At 70.8% G+C, this 19,935-nt stretch carries 17 protein-coding genes and 1 pseudogene; 13 read left to right on the forward strand and 5 right to left on the reverse strand.

Annotated elements, in window-relative coordinates:
• Window positions 1-339 precede the first annotated feature (339 nt).
• The 4 genes and pseudogenes from EER30_RS45965 to EER30_RS45975 all read left to right on the forward strand — a co-directional run bounded on the left by EER30_RS45965 (window position 340) and on the right by EER30_RS45975 (window position 3,591).
• Window positions 340-2,091 carry a glycoside hydrolase family 6 protein gene (locus EER30_RS45965; RefSeq protein WP_127509448.1) on the forward strand — a complete coding sequence of 584 codons (1,752 nt, stop codon included), beginning with the start codon at window positions 340-342 and terminating at the stop codon, window positions 2,089-2,091.
• Window positions 2,092-2,187: 96 nt separating this feature from the next.
• On the forward strand, window positions 2,188-2,940 hold the full coding sequence (locus EER30_RS45970; RefSeq protein ID WP_127509451.1) for a PP2C family protein-serine/threonine phosphatase: 753 nt from the start codon (window positions 2,188-2,190) through the stop codon (window positions 2,938-2,940).
• 148 nt (window positions 2,941-3,088) lie between these two features.
• Window positions 3,089-3,190, forward strand: a pseudogene (locus tag EER30_RS49305) (acyltransferase domain-containing protein); the annotation flags it as partial.
• A complete protein-coding gene (locus tag EER30_RS45975; RefSeq protein ID WP_240670751.1) occupies window positions 3,157-3,591 on the forward strand; it encodes a hypothetical protein in 435 nt (144 codons plus the stop codon). The pseudogene EER30_RS49305 and the gene EER30_RS45975, both read left to right, overlap by 34 nt.
• Here EER30_RS45975 and EER30_RS45980 read toward each other — a convergent pair.
• Complete coding sequence (locus tag EER30_RS45980) at window positions 3,588-4,412, reverse strand: hypothetical protein (RefSeq protein WP_127509454.1); 825 nt, start codon at window positions 4,410-4,412, stop codon at window positions 3,588-3,590. The two genes, EER30_RS45975 and EER30_RS45980, sit on opposite strands and share 4 nt — an antisense overlap.
• A 458-nt stretch (window positions 4,413-4,870) precedes the next feature.
• Here EER30_RS45980 and EER30_RS45985 point away from each other — a divergent pair, with 458 nt between their 5' ends.
• From EER30_RS45985 to EER30_RS46000, 4 genes are read left to right on the forward strand one after another with little or no spacing between them, the layout of a single operon-like run.
• Window positions 4,871-6,547, forward strand: coding sequence for a translation initiation factor III (locus EER30_RS45985; RefSeq protein ID WP_240670752.1), 1,677 nt, complete (start codon window positions 4,871-4,873; stop codon window positions 6,545-6,547).
• Complete coding sequence (locus tag EER30_RS45990) at window positions 6,544-8,016, forward strand: NADH-quinone oxidoreductase subunit NuoF family protein (protein WP_127509460.1); 1,473 nt, start codon at window positions 6,544-6,546, stop codon at window positions 8,014-8,016. Before EER30_RS45985 ends, EER30_RS45990 begins: the two co-directional genes overlap by 4 nt.
• Window positions 8,013-8,564 (forward strand): TlpA family protein disulfide reductase, encoded by a 552-nt coding sequence (locus tag EER30_RS45995; protein ID WP_127509464.1) that lies wholly within the window; start codon window positions 8,013-8,015, stop codon window positions 8,562-8,564. The genes EER30_RS45990 and EER30_RS45995 overlap by 4 nt, the downstream gene beginning before the upstream one ends.
• A 1-nt stretch (window position 8,565) precedes the next feature.
• A complete protein-coding gene (locus tag EER30_RS46000; protein ID WP_127509467.1) occupies window positions 8,566-9,444 on the forward strand; it encodes a cytochrome c biogenesis CcdA family protein in 879 nt (292 codons plus the stop codon).
• On the opposite strand, the gene EER30_RS46005 is transcribed toward EER30_RS46000, so the two are convergent.
• Entirely contained in the window at window positions 9,426-9,671 is a 246-nt protein-coding gene (locus EER30_RS46005) for a PspC domain-containing protein (protein WP_127509470.1), read from the reverse strand. The two genes, EER30_RS46000 and EER30_RS46005, sit on opposite strands and share 19 nt — an antisense overlap.
• 321 nt (window positions 9,672-9,992) lie before the next feature.
• Between EER30_RS46005 and EER30_RS46010 the strand changes: the two genes are divergently transcribed.
• The 3 genes from EER30_RS46010 (at window position 9,993) to EER30_RS46020 (ending at window position 13,306) form a co-directional block, all read left to right on the forward strand.
• On the forward strand, window positions 9,993-10,550 hold the full coding sequence (locus EER30_RS46010) for a winged helix-turn-helix domain-containing protein (RefSeq protein ID WP_127509473.1): 558 nt from the start codon (window positions 9,993-9,995) through the stop codon (window positions 10,548-10,550).
• Entirely contained in the window at window positions 10,543-11,784 is a 1,242-nt protein-coding gene (locus tag EER30_RS46015; protein WP_127509475.1) for an MFS transporter, read from the forward strand. Before EER30_RS46010 ends, EER30_RS46015 begins: the two co-directional genes overlap by 8 nt.
• Before the next feature lie 304 nt (window positions 11,785-12,088).
• Window positions 12,089-13,306, forward strand: a complete 1,218-nt coding sequence (locus tag EER30_RS46020) for an alpha/beta hydrolase family protein (protein ID WP_205650722.1) — start codon at window positions 12,089-12,091, stop codon at window positions 13,304-13,306.
• A gap of 94 nt (window positions 13,307-13,400) precedes the next feature.
• Here the strand turns inward: EER30_RS46020 and EER30_RS46025 are convergent, their stop codons facing one another.
• Window positions 13,401-14,120: a PP2C family protein-serine/threonine phosphatase gene (locus tag EER30_RS46025; RefSeq protein WP_127509479.1), complete on the reverse strand. Its 720-nt coding sequence runs from the start codon at window positions 14,118-14,120 to the stop codon at window positions 13,401-13,403.
• 208 nt (window positions 14,121-14,328) lie between these two features.
• Here EER30_RS46025 and EER30_RS46030 point away from each other — a divergent pair, with 208 nt between their 5' ends.
• Entirely contained in the window at window positions 14,329-16,740 is a 2,412-nt protein-coding gene (locus tag EER30_RS46030; protein ID WP_240670753.1) for a Tex family protein, read from the forward strand.
• Between the two features lie 27 nt (window positions 16,741-16,767).
• Here EER30_RS46030 and EER30_RS46035 read toward each other — a convergent pair whose 3' ends face one another.
• Window positions 16,768-18,471 (reverse strand): serine/threonine protein kinase, encoded by a 1,704-nt coding sequence (locus tag EER30_RS46035; RefSeq protein ID WP_127509485.1) that lies wholly within the window; start codon window positions 18,469-18,471, stop codon window positions 16,768-16,770.
• A gap of 90 nt (window positions 18,472-18,561) precedes the next feature.
• Between EER30_RS46035 and EER30_RS46040 the strand changes: the two genes are divergently transcribed.
• Window positions 18,562-19,104, forward strand: a complete 543-nt coding sequence (locus EER30_RS46040; RefSeq protein WP_127509488.1) for a GNAT family N-acetyltransferase — start codon at window positions 18,562-18,564, stop codon at window positions 19,102-19,104.
• 21 nt (window positions 19,105-19,125) lie between these two features.
• On the opposite strand, the gene EER30_RS49310 is transcribed toward EER30_RS46040, so the two are convergent.
• Window positions 19,126-19,692, reverse strand: coding sequence for a hypothetical protein (locus EER30_RS49310; RefSeq protein ID WP_240670754.1), 567 nt, complete (start codon window positions 19,690-19,692; stop codon window positions 19,126-19,128).
• Between the last annotated feature and the right edge of the window lie 243 nt (window positions 19,693-19,935).

Genomic DNA, 19,935 nt, shown 5'->3' on the forward strand with positions numbered 1-19,935 from the left:
CGGGCGGGTGGCTGTGAAGCGTGAACCCGGCACGACAGCAGTCGGTCAGACCGGGACCGTCCCGCCGCAAGGCAGGACTACCAACCGTGTGCTCACCAAAGCACACTGAGCGGTAACGGTGGGTCGCAAGGGCAGCGGCGGAGGGGCGGTGAGGGCAGAGGTGATCGGGCGGTGGAGTGGGCTCGCGCGGGGCGTGTTAACACATGGTTTCTGATCTATGGCCGAACGATTGCGGTGGGAGCGCTCCCATGCCATGCTGTCGGGACAGCCGGGGGAGCGATGCCCCTCGATGCTTCGACCGGCTGATCCCCGCCGTCGCATGTCTCGAGGAGCCACCACATGAGACCTGTCCTCATCCGCGGTCTGACCGCGGCGGCCGCCGCCTCGCTCGTCACCGGTCTGGGCGTCTTCGCCGCGACCAGTGCGAGCGCCGCGGCCGGCTGCCGGGTCGACTACACCGCCAACAGCTGGAGCACCGGCTTCACCGGAAACGTCGCCGTGACCAACCTCGGCGACCCGATCTCCGGCGGCTGGCGCCTGACCTGGTCGTTCCCCGGCAACCAGCAGATCACCCAGGGCTGGAGCGCCACGATCAGCCAGTCCGGTCAGAACGTCACGGCGACCAACCCGTCCTGGTCGACCGCGATCCCGACCAACGGCAGCGTCAACTTCGGGTTCAACGCCAACTACTCCGGCACCAACACCAGCCCGGCGTCGTTCTCCCTGAACGGCACGGTCTGCACGGGCACCGGCAACCCGAGCACCCCGCCGAGCAGTCCGCCCCCGAGCAGCCCGCCGCCCAGCAGTCCGCCCCCGAGCAGCCCGCCGCCCGGTGGCAAGGTCGACAACCCGTACGCGGGGGCTCGTGGTTATGTGAATCCCGAGTGGAAGGCCAAGGCCGAGGCCGAGCCCGGTGGCAGCCGTATCTCCAGCAACCCGACCGCCGTCTGGCTCGACCGGATCGCCGCGATCGAGGGCACCGACGACAGCAGCTCCAACGGCTCGATGGGCGTACGGGATCATCTTGACGCCGCCCTCGCGCAGGGCGCCGGCTACATCCAGTTCGTCATCTACAACCTGCCCGGCCGTGACTGCTCGGCGCTGGCCTCCAACGGTGAGCTCGCCCCGAACGAGCTGCCCCGCTACAAGTCGGAGTACATCGACCCGATCGCCGCGATTCAGAGCGACTCTAAGTACGCCAACCTGCGGATCATCAACATCATCGAGATCGACTCGCTGCCGAACATCGTCACCAACACCTCCGGCCAGCCCGGCGGCACGGCGACCTGCGACACGATGAAGGCCAACGGCGGATACGTCCAAGGCGTCGGGTACGCCCTGCAGAAGCTGGGCGCGCTGCCCAACGGCTACAACTACGTCGACGCCGCGCACCACGGCTGGATCGGCTGGGACTCGAACTTCGGCCCGACCGCCGACATCATGCTCGAGGCCGCCCGCGCCTCCGGCAGCGTCGCCAACGTCAACGGCTTCATCACCAACACGGCCAACTACTCCGCGCTGCGGGAGCCGTTCGTGCAGCCGACCACCACGGTGGGTGGCCAGAGCGTGCGGCAGTCGAAGTGGGTGGACTGGAACCAGTACACCGACGAGCTGACCTTCGCCCAGGCGTTCCGCACCAAGCTGGTCTCGATCGGGTTCAACTCGAACATCGGCATGCTGATCGACACCAGTCGTAACGGCTGGGGCGGTTCCGGCCGTCCCACCGCGGCCAGCACCTCGACCAACGTCGACACGTTCGTCAACGAGTCGCGCATCGACCGCCGGATCCACGCCGGCAACTGGTGCAACCAGTCCGGCGCCGGCCTCGGCGAGCGCCCGACCGCGGCCCCGGCCAGCGGCATCGACGCGTACGTCTGGGTCAAGCCCCCGGGTGAGTCGGACGGCTCGAGCGAGCTGATCCCGAACGACGAGGGCAAGGGCTTCGACCGGATGTGCGACCCGACCTACACCGGCAACGCCCGCAACGGCAACAGCATGACCGGCGCCCTGGCGAACTCGCCGATCTCGGGTGCCTGGTTCTCCGCCCAGTTCCGCCAGCTCATGACCAACGCGTACCCGCCGCTGTCGTAGCGGGCGCACAGGACCGCCGGCCCCCGCTCTAACCCACGAGGAGCGGGGGCCGGTGTATGCCCGCCTTTCCGCACGCAAGTCCGCTATGAAGGAGAGGTGGACATCAGCAAGGTCGCCTGGACCGCCCCCGGCCGCCGCCTCACGGCCGCGGCCGGCAGCATCGTCGGGCAGCGCTACGACGACAACTACGACGTGATGCACCTCGAGCCGGGTCATCCGCTCGCGGTCGTGGCAGACGGGATGGGCGACGGGGCCGGCAGCACGATCGCCGGCCACACCGCGGTCGAGGTCTTCCTGCGCGAGGCAGCCGCGGGCGACGACCCGTCCGTGCTGCGGGCGGCGGTGGCCCAGGCCCAGGACGCCGTACGCCGGGCCGGCAGCACCCTGTCCGAGCTGACCGGGAGCACCCTGACCGCCTTCGTGGCCGCCGAGGACGGCGACGCCGCCGCCTGGATCGTCCAGCTCGGCGACTCCCGCGTCTACCGCCTGCGCGACGGCCTGCTCGACCTGCTCACCTCCGACCACACGATCGCCTGGGTCGGCATCCTGCACGGCTGGTTCCCGGCCGGCTCGCCCGAGGCGCGGGCGGCCCGATACCGCCTGACCCGCTATGCCGGGCACCCCGACGCCCCCGAGCCCGACCTGCTGAACGTCAGCCTCCGGCACGGCGATGTCTACCTGCTCTGCACCGACGGCGTCTCCGACCAGCTCAGCTACGAGAGCCTGACCCGCATACTGGCCACCGACGACCCGGCCGCCGCCATCCACACCCTGCTCGACGACACCCTGGCCGCCGGCGGCGAGGACAACGCCACCGCCGTCGTCATCCGTGTGGAGCACACCGCTTAGAGTCATCGCCGTGGATCTGGAGACCACGGCTGGGCGGCTCGGGGTGCCGGTCGGCGAAGTTGAGCGGCTGCACCTGCTGGCCGGGGAGCTGCCGTCGGCTCCGGTGCCCGCGAAGGACGACGCGGCCGGGTTGCTTGAGCGGCTCGGGGTGCGGGCGGAGGACGCGGGCGAGATTCTCGCGGGCTGGCCGTCCGAATCGTGGACGCCGGAGCTGCGGTGGCTGCTCGACCGGTCGATCGCGCTGCTGCGGGCCGATCTCGGGGGTTCCGGCTGGTTGTCGCCGGGGCCCGAGCTGCCGCGCGAGCGCGGGCCGGCCTGGCGCTCGACCGGGCCCGGGCCTTCTTCCCCCGCCACTTCCCCGGCGAGCGCTACACGGCGTTTTCCTGCGGTTCCTGGTTGCTCGACCCGCAACTGCTCGAATACCTGCCGGACGACTCGAACATCGCCCGGTTCCAGCGGCGGTTCGAGCTGGAGCCCTACGAACCGCCGGAAGGGCTGGACCCCGACGTCGAGGTGCTGCGGTTCGCGTTCCGCAGCCTGAGTACGCCGCTCGACCGGCTGCCGCGCCGCACCGTGCTGCAACGCGCGATCGCCGACCACCTGAGGGCCGGCCGCCACTGGCAGTGGCGGCGCGGCCACATCGTGTACTAGCGCCTTCGCCTGTCCGGCATGCTGTAGAAGCCGGTCGGCATGGCCTGGGTCTCGCTGCGGATCGCGGCGCCGCGGCGGTTGCGGGAGCGCAGACGCAGCAGCATGCCGACGCCGAGGAAGACCATCAGCGCGCCGACGATCAGGCCGATGCCCAGCACGTTCGAGCTGCTCGAGGCCGGGTTGAGCGCGGCCGCGTCGGCCGAGGACGCCGGCTCGGTCGGCTGGTCGGCGACGGCTGCCTCGTCGGGAGCGTCTTCCGTCGGCACCGGCTTGGGCGTGGCCGACGGGCTCTTGCTGGGGCGGGCCGCGACCGGGCTGACCACCCGCGCCTGGGCGCCGCTGGAGCTGAGCACGCGGCCGGTGCCGTCGAGGGCCTGGACGCCGAAGGTCACCTCGCCGTCGTCCGGGCCGGTGAACGCGATGTCCCAGCGGCCGGTCACCGTACGGTCGCGGCAGAGCTCGCCCGGGTCGGGCCGCTCGTCGACCAGCGTCGCCGCGTCGCCGCGCGAGCCGGCCCGTACGGCGAAGGCCTTTCCGCTCTCGACGCGGGTCACCCGCACCTGGTCGAGGCTGATGCCCTTGGTCTCCACGGTCAGCGCCCAGCGCACCTTGAAGCAGCGCCGGCCCTGACGGTCGGTGGACACGACCGCGGTGAGGCTCTTGGCGTTCTTGCCGATGGTGAACGTCGCCGGGGCCTGGCCGACCTTCACCTGGAAGCCCGGCACGTCGGCCTGCGCCGGGGAGCCCAGGGCCACCGCCGTCACCGCCACCGCGACCAGGACAGCGCCGATCCGGGCCCCGACCCGGGTCAGGTGCCGCATGCCGATCATCTCCTTCTCGCACGCCTGTCGATCCGCCTGCACCTTAGATGGTTCGGACCCGGACGCCGAAAAGTTCACCGCGTGCGGTGGGTCACTGATCCGTGACCCCTTAATTTTCGCTTAGGCAACGGGTTTCTCCGCGCGTCGGCCCTGCTCAGCACGGATTTGCGGGGTGCCGCTGGAAAGTAGCCGACAAAAGATGCACCGGGTGTTCATCCGAACCGGCGCGCGGCACGTAGTTGGGGGATGGGCAGGGACCGGCCGTGTGCCGATCGCTGTCCGGCAGAGCGTGAAGCAGGGGGCATTCCCCACGGATGCCTGCGTCCCACCGCCCACGGGACGTGACCGCTGCGGAGAACGAGGAGTCAATGGCCCGGACGAAGAACACCCAGCGATCCGCCAATCGTGTGGCCGTCGATGTCGGAGCTACCGGTACCCGTCCGCCCTCGAAATGGGCGGTGGTCGTTCTCGCACTGAGCGTGATCGCGGCCATCTGGGCGGTAGCGATGATGACCGCGCCGGGTCGCATCGGCTACGTGTATTTCTTCACGTACGCCGAGTACTACATGGGCGTCATCTCGCTCGTGTCGCTCTCGATCACCATCATGGTCGGGCTCGTCGCCACCGACCGGCTGGTCCTTTCCATCCGGCAACGGGTGCTGCTGCAGTCCGCCCACCGCACCACCGGCGTCATCGCGGTCGCCTCGCTCGTCACCCACGTGTGGATGAAGATCGTCGAGAAGCACATCTCGGCCATCGACGCGTTCATCCCGTTCCTGGTGCCGGGCTACAACAAGGTCTTCGTCGGTCTCGGCACGATCTCCGGCTGGATCATGATCCTGGTGATGTGGACGGGCCTGGCCCGTTCGCGCTTCATCGGCCGGGGCAAGCCCTGGCTGTGGCGCAGCCTGCACGCCGTCAGCTATCTGATGTGGCCGATCGCTCTGACCCACGGCCTGTTCGCGGGCCGGCCCGCGGCCACCTGGGTCACCGTCAGCTACGTCGTCTGTGTGCTCGGTGTGCTCGTCGGTCTGGCCGTACGTCTGTCGGTGTCGCTCAACCGCCGCAAGGACTTCTCGTCCACGGCCTCGGCCGGGGGCATGAAGCCGGTCGGCTCGCTCGTGCCGACCACCTCGCCGGCGATGAAGCGCCCCGGACGCCGGGAGAAGCCCGCCCCCGTCGAGCCCCAGACGCTCGGCCCGGTCGCCGTGGTCGACACGTTCCGCCCGGCCGAGGTCACCGCCCCGCCGCTGGCCCCGCCGTTCGAGGAAGACCTGGTCGCGCCCCGCCAGCGCCGGGCCCGCGCCGAGGAGACGTACGACGAGCCCACCGGGGCTATGCAGCGCTTCGAGGAGGACGAGCCGCGCCGCGGCCGCCGCTACGAGGACGAGATCGAGTACGACGAGCCGCGCGGCCGCCGCTACCCGGGCGAGGACACCAGCATCCGCATGCGCCGCCCCGAGCTGGAGGACACCAGCACCCGGATGCGTCGTTCGGAGCTGGAGGACACCAGCACCCGGATGCGTCGTTCGGAGCTGGAGGACACCAGCACCCGGATGGGCCGTCGCTCGGAGCTCGAGGACACCAGCACCCGGATGCGCCGCCGTTCCGAGGTCGAGGACACCAGCACGCGGATGCGGCGTCCGGAGCTTGAGGACACCAACACCCGGATGCGGTACGACGACGAGCCCGCCCCGCGTGGGCGGCGCTACGCCGACGACGACGAACCCGCGCCGCGCTCGCGCCGCCGGGGCGACATGCCGCTGTCCGACGACTCCCGGGGTGCCGACTCCCGGGGTGGCTACGATGACGTGCCTCGTCAGCGCGGCTCCCGCTACGCCGACGACGAGCCGCCGGCCCGCCGCTCGCGCTACGACGACGAGATCGCCGAAGCGCCCCGGTCGCGGCGCGACGACTCGGGACGGCACAGCCGCAGCGGGTTCGTCGAGATGGGTGACGGCGGCCCGTACATCGAGCCGGACGAGACGCCGACCCTGGTCGACATGGCGTCGCGCCGGGCCCGGCGTGACCAGCAGGACCCCGCCCCTTCCGGCCGCCGAGGCGGTCGCGGGCGGGACGACGAAGAAGCGGCTGACGACGGTTACTGGTCGCAGCTGCGAGGGGAAGCGAATTGAGCGCGTCGCAGGTTCCGCCGGTCACCTCGATCGGCACTCCGCGGATCACCGCGGGCTTCGACGAGTACGGCCGTCTCGACCTGATCGCCCACCAGGAGGTGCACGGCGGGTTCGCCGCGCTGTCCTCGGGTGAGCTGATCGGGCTGGCCGACCGTATCGAGCTGCGCGGCCGCGGCGGGGCGGGCTTCCCGTTCGCCCGCAAGGTGCGCGCCGTGCTCGACTCGTGCCGTCGCCAGGAGCTGCCGCCGGTCATCGTGGTCAACGCGACCGAGGGTGAGCCGCCGTCCTGGAAGGACAAGGCGATCCTGACCCGCGCGCCGCACCTGATCCTCGACGGGGCCGCACTGGCCGCCGCCGCGCTCGACGCGGAGGAGATCGTCATCGGCATCGCCGACGACGGCATCGGCCAGAGCTCGATCACCGCGGCCCTGGCCGAGCGGCGCATGCCCTGCCCGACCCGCATCGTCACCGTGCCGCACCGGTTCATCTCGGGCGAGGGCGGCGCGCTCGTGCGCGGCATCAACGGCGAGGCGCACATCCCGCCCGGCCGCAAGGTGCGTTCCAGTGACAACGGCGTGATGGGCCTGCCCACGCTGCTCAGCAACGCCGAGACGTACTCGCAGCTCGCGATCGCGGCCCGGCTCGGCCCGTGGGAGTACAACGCGGTCGGCATCCCCGAGGAGCCCGGCACGGTCATGCTGACCGTCGGCGGTTCGGCCAGCAACCCGGCCGTGGTCGAGGCGCCGACCGGCACCCCGCTCATGGACGTGCTGACCATGTGCGGCGCCGACATCGGTCCCGGCCTGCTGGTCGGCGGCTACCACGGCAAGTGGATCAGCGCCGAGGCCGCGCAGACCGTCACCATCTCCCGCAAGGGGTTCGCGGCGGTCGGCGGCACGCTCGGCGCGGGCATGCTGATCCCGATCGGCTCGAAGACCTGCCCGCTGGGCGAGGTCTCGCAGGTCGTGCAATACCTGGCCGGCGAATCGGCCGGGCAGTGCGGCCCGTGCCGGCTCGGCCTGCCCGACCTGGCCCGCGCGGTCACGCTGGTCTCGCTCGGCGGCAACGCGGTCGAGAACGTGCGGCAGGCAGCCGGCGTGGTCAAGGGCCGCGGCGCGTGCAGCCACCCGGACGGCACGGCACGCTTCGCGCTGTCGGCGCTCGAGGTGTTCGCCCGCGACGTCGAGGCGCACACGAACGGTGAGGGCTGCGGCAAGAGCGTACGCGGGATCCTGCCCCTGCCCTACACGGCGGAGCAGGGCGCCCGCCGGCTCGCGGTCGACTGGTCGCGATGCGACGGTCACGGCCTGTGCTCGGCGGTCGCGCCCGAGATCATCCGGCTGGACGCGAACGGGTTCCCGGCGTTCCCGCAGACGCCGCTGCCGCCCTGGCTCGAGAACGGCGCCCGCAAGGCCGTCAACGTCTGCCCGGCGCTGGCGCTGCGGCTCACCGAAGAGGCGACCAAATGAGGCGGCGGGCGTTGCTGGTGCCGGCGGTGGGTGTGCTGCTCGCGGCCGGGTGCTCCAGCGAGCCGGCGGCGCCCGCCCCCGTCGCTGCCCCGGTTTCAGTGGCGCCTGCTTCCACATCCTCGGCGGCTCCCGCGCCCGTCACCGTGCCGGCGACGCTGAAGTTCAAGGGCAAGACGCTGGACGGCCAGGCGTTCGACGCGAGCACCCTGGCCGGCAAGCCGACGATCCTGTGGTTCTGGGCGCCCTGGTGCGCGACCTGCGCGAGCGAGGCGCAGAGCGTACGGGACCTGCAGGAGGTCTACGGCGACCGGCTGAACTTCCTCGGCATCGCCGGCATGGGCAAGAACAAGGAGATGCACGAGTTCGTGTCCGATCTCGAGGTCGGCAACGTGACGCACCTCGACGACCAGGCCGGCAAGCTCTGGAAGAAATTCAAGATCACCGAGCAGAGCCTGTACGTGGTCCTGGACCGCTCAGGCAAGATCCGCTCGACCGGTTATCTCGACGATCTGCAGCTCACCGCCCAGGTGAAGTCGCTGGTCGCCTGACGTGGCGGCCGAGCTGCTGCTGGCCCTGACCGCGGGAATGCTCGGCGCGGTCAACCCGTGCGGCTTCGCGCTGCTGCCGGCCTACCTCTCGGTCCTGGTCGCGGCCGACCCCGGCCAGCCGACGCGTCGCGCTGTCGGGCGGGCTCTCAAGGCCGGGGCGGCACTCGCGCTCGGCTACGCGGTGGTGTTCGGCGCGTTCGGTCTCGTGCTGACCCCGATCGCCGACGTCCTGCAACCGCGTCTGCCCTGGCTGACAGTCGTACTGGGGGTGGGCCTGGCCGCGCTGGGCGCCTGGCTGCTGGCCGGCCGCTCGCTGCCGGCCCCGAACGTACGGGCACCGGCCCTGACCGGGTCGACCGGGTCGACCGTGCTCTTCGGGATGGCGTACGCCGTGGCCTCGCTGGGCTGTGCGGTCGGGCCGTTCCTCGCCCTGGTCGTCTCGAGCCTGCGGGCGGGTTCGATCGGCTCCGGCGTCGCGCTCTTCCTCGCGTACGCCGGGGGCATGGCTCTGGTTGTCAGCGCGACGGCCGTGGCGGTGGCGCTGGTCCGGTTCTCGGTGCTCACCCGGATGCGGCGGCTGCTCGGCCTGGTGCCGCGGCTCGGGGGAGCCGTACTGGTGATCTGCGGGCTTTACGTCGCCTACTACGGCTGGTACGAGTTGCGGCTGGCCGGCAATCTGCGGCTGGCCGGCACCGACCCGGTCATCAACGCCGCGTCGAGCGTGCAGCGCTGGCTCAGCGACGCCGTGTCGGCCGCCGGAGCGATCCCGTTCGTGGTCGCCGTGGGCGCCGCCGGGCTGTGGATATGGGTGAGGCGGCCGGCAAGCCGACCGCCTCACAGCGAAAGGGAGAAGCTCGGGGGTCAGACGGCCGGCGGGTAGGGGGTCGCGTAGGCGGGCTGCTCCGACGGCATCACGATCCACAGGATCGGGTAGACCAGGATCTGGCTGCCCGGGATCGCGAGCAGCACGACGACGAAGAGCAGCCGGGCCAGCCACGGGTCGATGCCGAAGCGGCGGGCGAGCCCAGCGACGACACCGGCGATGAGCCGGCCCTCGCGCGGCCGGGTGAGGCCCTGGCGGGACATGCTTTCGTGCACGGTGTTCATCGGTCTCTTTCCTCCAGTCGGTCAAGGCCTGCGCCGCCTTGATGCATCAATCGTCGGTCCTGGGAGCACCGCGCGGCATCGGGAACCGCCCCGACTCGACCCCGATCTCGCGACCCTGAGAAACCAGGCCTCGCTTGGCCCGCCCCCTCGCTTGGCCTGCCCCCGCTTGGCCTGCCCCCTCTTTCGCCGCCTTCACTTCGCCCGACCTTCTCCTCACCCCTCCACCGCCCCCACCTCACCCGCAATCATTTGCCCCACCCGTCCCCGGCTGCTTGGCGCTCGCACTTGCTAGAGACTTCTTTCTAAAGCATTCTCTAGGGTGTGGACGAACTGAAGGTCACCGATCCCCGCACCCTGCGCGCCTACGCCCACCCGTTACGCCTTAGCCTCATCGGCCTGTTGCGCTCCGAGGGTCCGATGACGGCCACGCAGGCGGCCGCCCGGCTCGGCGACAACGTGCCCAACTGCTCGTTCCACCTGCGCCAGCTGGCCAAGTACGGCTTCGCCGAGCGGATCCCCGGCGCCGACGCCCGCGAGCGGCCCTGGCGGGCCACCGCGCAGACGACGTCGTGGGACGACGACAGCGACGATCCGGCCATGCGGGCCGCCGCCGATCAGCTGAACCGCGTGCTGCTGGGCAGCCTCGTGCAGCGCGCCCAGGACTATCTGACCGAACGCGCCGGTGAAACGGCCGAGTGGCGGGCCGCGGCCGGTTTCAGCGACTACCTCGTGCACGTCACCGCGGCCGAACTGCGCGAGCTCGCCGGGCAGATCGACGAGCTGATCGGCCGGTTCGACGAGCGGGCCACCGATCCGGCCACGCGACCACCCGGCACGCGCCCGATCCAGCTCATCCACCTGTCGGTGCCGAATGACTAGCCTGCTGCGCGAGGCGGCCTTCCGGCGCTACTGGACCGCCCAGACCGTTTCGCTCATCGGCGACCAGGTCACCCTCATCGCCGTACCGTTGCTCGCCGTTCTGGCCGTCGGGGCCGGGCCGGCCCAGATGGGCTATCTGACCGCCGCCGGTCTGCTGCCCAACCTGTTCCTCTCGCTGCCGGCCGGCGCCTGGGTCGACCGCCGCCCCGACAAGCGCCAAATTATGATCGTTGCCGACCTGGGCCGGGCGTTCCTGCTGCTCACGGTGCCGGTCCTCTGGTGGGTCGACGCGCTCACCCTGCCGATCCTGGCGTTCGTCGCGTTCCTGGCCGGCGCGCTCACGGTGCTCTTCGAGGTCGCGCAGGCCAGCCTGTTCGCCGCCCTCGTGCGTCGCCCCGACTATGTGGCCGCCAACTCGTTGCTCAACGGCAGCCGCGCCGCGTCGTACATCGCCGGGCCGAGCGCCGGCGGCCTGCTCGTGCAATGGCTGACCGCCCCCGTCGCCCTGCTCGCCGACGTGCTGACCTACCTCGCCTCGGCCGCCTTCCTGCGCGGCGTGCGCGTCCCCGAGACCCCCGCCGAGCCGGGCGATCAGGTCAAGACCATGACCGCGGGCGTACGGTTCGTGGCCCGCTCGGCCGTGCTGCGGGCCACCCTGCTCGGCGCGACCACACTCAACCTGTTCAACTACATGTTCGCCGCGCTGTTCATCCTCTACGTGACGACCGAACTGCACGTCCCGCCCGGTGTCCTCGGCCTCGTCATCGGCCTGGCCGCGTTCGGTGGCCTGCTCGGCGCGATGCTGGCCGGCCCGCTCAGCCACCGCGCCGGAATCGGCCGCGCCGTGATCGTCGGCTTCGTACTCTTCCCGGCCCCGCTGATCCTCGTCCCGTGGGTCGAGGGCCCGGCGCCGCTGATCCTCGCGGCCCTGTTCACCGCGGAGTTCCTGGGAGCCGTCGGCGTGATGATCCTCGACATCGCGGTCGGCTCGGTGCAGACAGCGGCCACCCCGCCGTCGATGCTGGCCGTGGTGTCCGGCTTCGAGCGCACGGTCAACTACGGCATCCGCCCGATCGGCGCACTGCTCGGCGGCGCGCTGGGGGCCGCCATCGGGGTACGCCCGTCCCTCTGGATCGCCACCGTCGGCGCACTGCTGGGCACCCTGTGGGTCTGGTTCTCCCCCCTACGAACGATGCGCGACCTCCCGGCGGTCGAGGTCCCGGCCGTGCGATAAGCGCCGCGCCCGGCGGCGCTGCTTTTCGCAGCCCCCATCCGTGACAGCCAGCCGCCCGCCGCTTCCCGCCCGCTGCCACCCGCTGTCCGCCGCCTGCTGCCTGCTGTCCGCAGTCGCTGTCCGCCGGGCGCTGCCTGCCGCCCCGCTGCCCGCCGCCCCGGCCGGTTTGCGTTCCGCCGCGGCCCTGCTGGATCGGTCGACGATGCACGACCTGGCTATAAACCTGGTGCGGTCATACCTTTCGGGTTCGTTGAGGTGTGCGCTCCGTCGTCTCGAAGCGCCGGGGCATGTGAGTGTGAGGTGCATGAACTGGACCTCCGCCGGGGCTTTCTTCAAGGACCCGTCCTTCGACTACGACACCCGTTCGGCGCTCGGCGCCACCGCCCAGGGCATCGGCGACGCGGGACTCGTGTTCGCGACGCTCTCGCAGGTCAGCGATGGTGACCTGGGCAGTTGGCTCAGCGCCTGGACGGCCACGGCGGATGCGCTGAGCGCCGGTGTAACGCCCGCGACCAGTTCGCGGCACGCCCAGTGGGCGTTGCTCACGGCGAGCGAATATCACGCCAAGGCGCAGACCGGCGCGAGCGACGACGATGCCTTCGAAGCATCGTTCGGGCGCCAACAGGCCGCGTTCGACGCCTACATCGATGCCTCGGGCGGACGGTTCGTCAGGGTTCCGATTCCCTACGAGGACACGACGCTCCCGGGCTATCTGTTGCGACCGGACGACAGCGACACCGCCCGGCCCACCCTGATCATGACGAACGGCAGCGACGGTTCTCTGCCCTCGATGATCGCGGACGGCGGCACCGAGGCGTTCGCCCGCGGCTGGAACGTCTTCCTCTACGACGGACCCGGCCAGCAGTCGATGCTGTTCCAGCGGAATGTGCCGTTCCGCTACGACTGGGAGGCCGTCCTCACCCCGGTCGTCGACACCCTGCTGCGCCGCCCCGACGTCGCCGGCGACAGGCTGCTCGGCTACGCGATCAGCCAGGGCGGCTACTGGCTACCCCGGGCGCTCGCCTTCGAGCACCGCCTGACCGCCGCGGTCGTCGACGGCGGTGTGGTCGACGTGGCCGCCACCTGGAACGCCATGCTGCCTCCGCCGCTGCTCGAGCTGCTGCGCGCCGACGACAAGGACGCCTTCAACCAGGCCCTCAACAGCGGCCCGGCCGACCCGCGACAGGAACGCGAGTTCGAGTTCCGGGCCCGTCCCTACGGGCAGAGCGACGCCTACGGCACCTTCGCCGAGGTGCAGAAATACCAGCTCCGCGACGTGGCCGCCGAAATCACGACACCGTTGTTGGTGCTGGACGCCGCCGACGACCAGTTCTTCCCCGGCCAGTCGGCCCAGCTCTGCGACCTGCTGCCGAAGATCGCCGAGCGCCTGCCCTTCACCGCCGCCGAGGGCGCCAACTTCCACTGCGAGCCACTGGCCAAGGCGACCGTGGCCCACCGCTATCTCGACTGGCTGTCGGGCAAGCTCGGCGGCCGGCTGTCGGACAAGCTCGGCAACCCTTGACCGGCGGCCAGGCGGCCAGGCGGCCAGGCGGCCAGGCGAGGCGGCCAGGCGAGGCGGCCAGGCGAGGCGGCCAGGCGAGGCGGCCAGGCCGGGCTCAGTCTTCGGTGACGTCGGCGACGATCACGGTGACGTTGTCGGGAGCGCCGTTGTCGAGTGTGCGGTGGACCAGCTCGGCGGCCGCGGTCTTGCGGTCGGGGTTGGCCAGCAGGGTCTCGGCGATCACGCTGTCTTCCACGTAGTCGGAGAGGCCGTCGCTGCACAGCAGGAACCGGTCGCCCGCCTGCACGGGGATCATGCGCCCGGCCGGACGGAACGGCCCGCCCTGCACGGCCTGGGTCACCAGGGCCCGCTGCGGGTGCCGACGGGCGTCGGCCGGAGTGAGCACGCCCTGGTCGACCAGCGCCTGCACGTACGTGTCGTCGCGGGTGAGCTGCTGCATCTCGCCGTCGCGGACCAGGTAGCAGCGGGAGTCGCCCACGTTCAGCGCGGCGACCCGCGAACCCGACAGCATGATCGCGGTGACCGTCGTGCCCATGCCGTCGCGGGCGTCGTCGTCGGCCACGGCGGCCTCGATGCGCCCGTTCGCGGTTTCGAGGGCGGCGAGCAGATCTTGCAGCGCCTCGCCGGTGTCGGGCATCGCGTCGACGACGCTGAGCGCCTGCACGAGGATGTCGCTCGCCAGCTCGCCGGCGGGTAGTCCGCCCATGCCGTCCGCGACGACTAGCAGCCTGTTCCCGACGAAGACCGCGTCCTCGTTGTTGGACCGGACCAGGCCCTGATCGGTGGCGGCGACCGCCCGGACAACAAGCGTCATGTGACAAGACTGCCAAAGCCCCGATCAGATGTCTCTAGTACCTCCTACGTAGTGCGCGGAGCAGTTTGTGTTAGGGGCGAACACAAGGCTGTGAACTGCGGGAATGTGAAGGGCCTCGGAAAGGTCCGGTACACCGGCGGGCGACATGGCACGGCCTGCACGCGGGGTGGCGGGACAAGCGGCGCGGCCGTCGGAGAGAATCGACGCCGTGACGACAGCCATCCATCAGCGCATTGCCACCGAACTCGGCGTCCGTGAGGGTCAGGTCACCGCGACGGTCGATCTTCTCGACGGCGGGGCCACGGTCCCGTTCATCGCCCGGTACCGCAAGGAGGTGACCGGCGCGCTCGACGACACCCAGCTTCGCACTCTCGAGGAGCGCCTCGGTTATCTGCGCGAGCTGGAGGACCGGCGCGCCGCCGTGCTGGAGTCGATCCGCTCGCAGGGCAAGCTCGACGACGCACTCGAGCAGGCCATCCTGGCCGCCGACTCGAAGGCGCGCCTCGAGGACATCTACCTGCCTTACAAGCCCAAGCGGCGTACGCGGGCCCAGATCGCCCGTGAGGCGGGCCTCGAGCCGCTGGCCGACAAGCTCCTCGCCGATCCCAACCTCGACCCTCGTACGGAGGCCTCGGCCTTCACGAATGAGGCCGTGGCCGACGAGCAGGCCGCCCTCGACGGGGCGCGGGCGATTCTGATCGAGCGTTTCGCCGAGGACGCCGACCTGATCGGTGAGCTGCGCGAACGGATGTGGACGCGGGGCCGGCTCCTGGCCAAGGTGCGTGACGGCAAGCAGACCGACGGCGCCAAGTTCGCCGACTATTTCGACTTCGCCGAGCCGTACGCGAAGCTCCCCTCGCACCGCATCCTCGCGATGATGCGGGGTGAGAAGGAGGACGTTCTCGATCTCACGATGGAGCCCGAGCCCGAGGACGAGTCCACGTTCGAGCCTCGGGTGGCCGGGCGTTTCGGCATCAGCGACCAGGGCCGTGCGGGTGACCGCTGGCTGCTCGACACGGTCCGCTGGGCCTGGCGCACCCGCATCCTCATCCACCTCGGCGCCGACCTGCGCGTTCGCCTGTGGCAGGCGGCAGAAGACGAGGCCGTACGGGTCTTCGCCGCCAACCTGCGTGACCTGCTGCTCGCCGCGCCCGCGGGCACCCGCGCCACGATGGGCCTCGACCCAGGATTCCGTACGGGGGTGAAGGTAGCGGTGGTCGACCCGACGGGCAAGGTCGTCGCCACCGACGTGATCTACCCGCACGTGCCGCAGAACAGGTGGGACGAGTCGATCAACAAGCTCGCGGTCCTGGCCAGCAAGCACAACGTCGACCTGATCGCGATCGGCAACGGCACCGCCTCGCGCGAGACCGACAAGCTCGCCGGCGATCTGATCAAGCGGCACCCCGAGGCCAAGCTGACCAAGGTGATGGTCTCCGAGGCCGGCGCGTCCGTCTACTCCGCCTCGGCGTACGCGTCTCAGGAACTGCCGGGCATGGATGTCTCGCTGCGCGGGGCCGTCTCGATCGCCCGCCGCCTTCAGGACCCCCTGGCCGAGCTGGTGAAGATCGACCCGCGCTCGATCGGCGTCGGGCAGTACCAGCACGACCTTTCCGAGTCGAAGCTGTCGAAGTCGCTCGACGCCGTCGTCGAGGACTGTGTGAACGCGGTCGGCGTCGACGTCAACACCGCCTCGGCGCCGCTGCTCGCCCGCGTGTCGGGCATCGGCACCGGCCTGGCCGAGAACATTGTGCTGCACCGCGACGCGAACGGTCCTTTCCGCAACCGCGGCGAGATCAAGAAGGTCGCGCGGCTGGGCCCTAAGGCGTTCGAGCAGTGCGCCGGCTTCCTGCGCATCCCCGACGGCGACGACCCGCTCGACTCGTCAGCGGTTCACCCCGAGTCCTACCCCGTCGTCCGTACGATCCTCGCCTCGGCCGGCACCGACATCAAGTCGCTCATCGGCAACAGCCCGCTGCTGCGCGCGCTGCGTCCCGAGCAGTTCGTGACCGACGCGGTCGGCGTGCTCACCGTGACCGACATCCTGCGCGAGCTGGACAAGCCGGGCCGTGACCCGCGGCCGGGCTTCACCACCGCCACGTTCGCCGAGGGCGTCGAGAAGATCGCCGATTTGAAGCCGGGCATGGTGCTCGAGGGCGTGGTGACCAACGTGGCCGCGTTCGGCGCGTTCGTCGACATCGGCGTCCACCAGGACGGGCTCGTGCACGTGTCGGCGCTGTCGAACACGTTCGTCAAGGACCCGCGCGAGGTCGTGAAGTCGGGCGACGTGGTCAAGGTGCGGGTGGTCGAGGTCGACGAGCAGCGCAAACGCATCTCGTTGACCATGCGCCTGTCCGACGAGCCGGTACGCAAGCCGCGCGAGGACCGCCCGCAAGGCGCACAGGGCGCACAGGGCGCTCAGGGCGGCCAAGGCCAGGGCGGCGGCCGGCCGCGTCAGGGCGGTGGCCAGCAGCGTCAAGGCGGTCAAGGCGGCGGCCAGCAGCGTCAAGGCGGCGGCGGCCAGCGTCAGGGTGGGCAGCGCGGCGGCCAGCAGCAGGGCAACTTCAACGGCGGGGCGATGGCCGACGCGCTGCGCCGGGCCGGACTGACCAAGGACTGACCGGATCCCACGGCCGGGCGTGCCCGCTCAGCGCACGCTCGGCCCGCGGATCTCGATGCGGTCGAAGGCCACCTCGGCCGGCGCGTCCGCGGGCGCGTCCCGGTCGGGATAGACGCCCAGCAGCACCCTGCGCCCGCTGATGTCCGCGTCGCCCAACGGCGCGTCCCCGACCGGCACCCCGTCGCGGCTCACGCTCACGGTCTCGCCGGTGACGCGCAACCCGATCCGTACGGCCGGACCACCGACCGGGATCGGGTTGTCCAACGGCAGCGTGCGCGAGACGGCGACCTCGCTGTTCTTGTGCGTGCCGACGAAGACGTTCTTGCGGCAGACCCGCACCAGGTAGCCGCGCGGCCCCTTGAACCGGAACCACACCGCCGCGCACGAGTGCTCGGTGAGCAGCCGTACGTCGGTGTCGATGCTGAGGTTGGTGGGCAGGTTGTCCTGCGGCCCGCGGCATTTGTAGAGCGGCCGCGCCTTGATCTTCGCGTGCAGCTCGCCACCGATGAACGTGCACGACGAACGGCCGTCCGGCTCGGTCTTGGCCAGCCACAAGCGATCCTTGTCGAGGTCGTCGACGAGCAGCTCCGGCCCCAGCACCTCGCTCGGCGTGACCCGCACGAGAGCGTCGCGCAACCCGTCCACCGGCTCGGACGGCTGCCCGAAGACCAGCATCATCGTTCCCGCGATCACGGCCAGCACGACGAGGGCGACAGCCGCGGGCAGGAACCAGCGGTGCCGCCGATCGGGCTTCTCCGGCGCGGCCAGACCGGGCACGGCATCGACCCGTACGGTGATGGTCGGCTCTTGATCGGGCGCCGGCATCAGCCCGGTCACCGACTGGGCCTGACTCGCCGCGGCGCGCAGGTCGGGCTGATCCTCCAGCGCGGCGGCGGTCGCGGCGGGCCGGGAAGGACCGGCGACGAGCAGGTCGAGCAGCTCACGGGCGGTGGGCCGGTCGGCCGGGTTCTTGCTGAGGGCGTACGCCACGAAGTCGCGCAACGGACCGCTCAGGCCGGACAGATCGGGTTCGGCGGTGAGGATGCGCCCGGCCGTCGACAGCGGCGAGTCACCACCGAACGGCGTGCGACCCGTGCCCGCGTACGCCACCACGCCGCCCCAAGCGAAAACGTCGGCCGCGGCGGTCAGCGGCACCTCGCCGTCACCGAACCGCTCCGGCGCCATGTAGGCCACCGTGCCCATCATGAACTCGGGCGACGTGTTCGCCGTGCCGGTGTTCTCGATCGCCCGCGCGATCCCGAAGTCGATCACTTTCGGACTGCCCGGGGCGAGAAGCACGTTGCGCGGCTTGAGATCGCGGTGGATCACGCCCGCGCCGTGGATCGCGGTCAGCGCGGTCGCCACCCCGATCGCAACACTGTGGAGGTTCGCCGCGGTCAGCGGTCCGCGGTCGTCGACCACCTGCGCGAGCGTCGGCCCGTCGACGTATTCGACGACCAGGTAGGGATGTTCGGCGTCCGGGTCGGCGTCGAGCACCTCGGCCGTGCAGAACGGCGGCACCTGCCGGGCCCGCGCGACCTCGCTGCGGAACCGGCGGCGGAACTCGTCATCGGGCGCCAGATCGGCACGAACCACCTTGACCGCCACCTGCGAGCCCGCAGACGTCTTCGCCAGAAACACGGTGCCCATGCCGCCCTCACCGAGCCGGCCGACCAGCTCGTACGAGCCCAGCCTGGCCGGATCACGCGGGCGTAACGGCTCCGGACGCATGACCGCCCCCAGTCCCGGAGAGATTAGGAGCTGTCACTGTATAGGGTCCCGTCCGCGTTGATCGGCAGGCCACCGGCCTATCCTCGGGGGATGTTGATCGCGACGGACCGGCTGATCCTGCGGCGCTTCCGCACGGCCGACGCCCCCGTGCTGGCCGCCTACCGCTCGGACCCCTCGGTGGCCCGCTACCAGTCCTGGGACGCGCCGTTCTCGCAGCTCAGGGCCGAGACGGCGGTGGCCAACTTCATCGCCTCCGACCCCGACAAGGCCGGCTGGTTCCAGTACGCGATCGAGCTCACCTCGACCCGCGAGCTCATCGGCGACGTCGCCGTCCATCTGCACGACAACCTCAAACAGGCCGAGATCGGCTTCACCCTGGCGACAGAGCATCAGAGGCACGGGTACGCCACCGAGGCGGTGAGCGCCGTGCTCGACCGCCTGTTCCGCGTGCAGGGCCTGCACAAGGTGGCGGGGGAGTGCGACTCGCGCAACGTGGCGTCGGCCTCGCTGATGGAACGGCTCGGTTTCACCCGCGAGGGCCTGCTGCGGCAGCAGACGTTCATCAAGGGCGAGTGGACCGATGACCTGATCTACGGCCTGCTCGCCGACGAGTGGCTTCTCCCGGCGCCCTGACTCGGTCGTAGCCGGGCCGGGTCAGCCCAATCGGGTCACTTCGTTGCCGGCGGCGTCTCGACCAATCACCCTCACGATGTCGTCGAGGCTCATGCCCTCCTGGTCGCCGTGGCCGCGTGGAAGCCAGACCGCGTACGCTCCGACATGGCGTCCACCAGTCACGGGGAGCGGGTGAACCTCGGCGGTGACATCCTCGCCGAGCATGGTGGTGGAAACGGTGGCAACCTGACCGCGTACTGTTCCGACCAGCAGGATTCTTTCCGCCCGTGGATCAGCCGGAGCCAGGTACGGCAGGGGTTTGGCAGGGAGCAGAGCGGGTCCGGGGTTTTTCAGGGCGGCCGGCGCCGGTTCACAGAAGACGCTGTTCCCGGCCGGATCACCGCCGAGCCGGGCGCCGCGGACACAGAACGAGTCACCGGCCAGCCAGGCGGAGGTCTGCCAGCCGGGGACCCGGGAGTCCAGCACAACCGGTTGTCCCACATCGGGTGAGGGCACGGCGGACGTCGGCCTGGCCCGGCCGCCGGAGCATCCGGCCAGGGCAAGCAGGCCAGCCACGACCGCGGCCAGAACACCACTGCGAGTATTCATTCCTCGAGTATCTCTCCGGGTTTCCTCCGCGGCGGCGCCCCCGCGGAGGATCCCTGGTCGTAGGCTGGATCATCCGGGCCTCAGAGGTGGCCGAGATGACCTCGGGCAACTCGAGGATCGAGTAAGACCGCATCTCATTAGGGGTTGTTGCTGGTCAGGAGGTTGAGGCGGGCGGCTCGGCGGTAGCAGATCAGAGCGCAGGCCAGGCGCAGGAATCCGGTGAAGTGGGAAGCCTTGCGGTCG

The organism is Actinoplanes solisilvae, from assembly GCF_003999975.1.
GTDB classification, from domain to species: domain Bacteria; phylum Actinomycetota; class Actinomycetes; order Mycobacteriales; family Micromonosporaceae; genus Actinoplanes; species Actinoplanes solisilvae.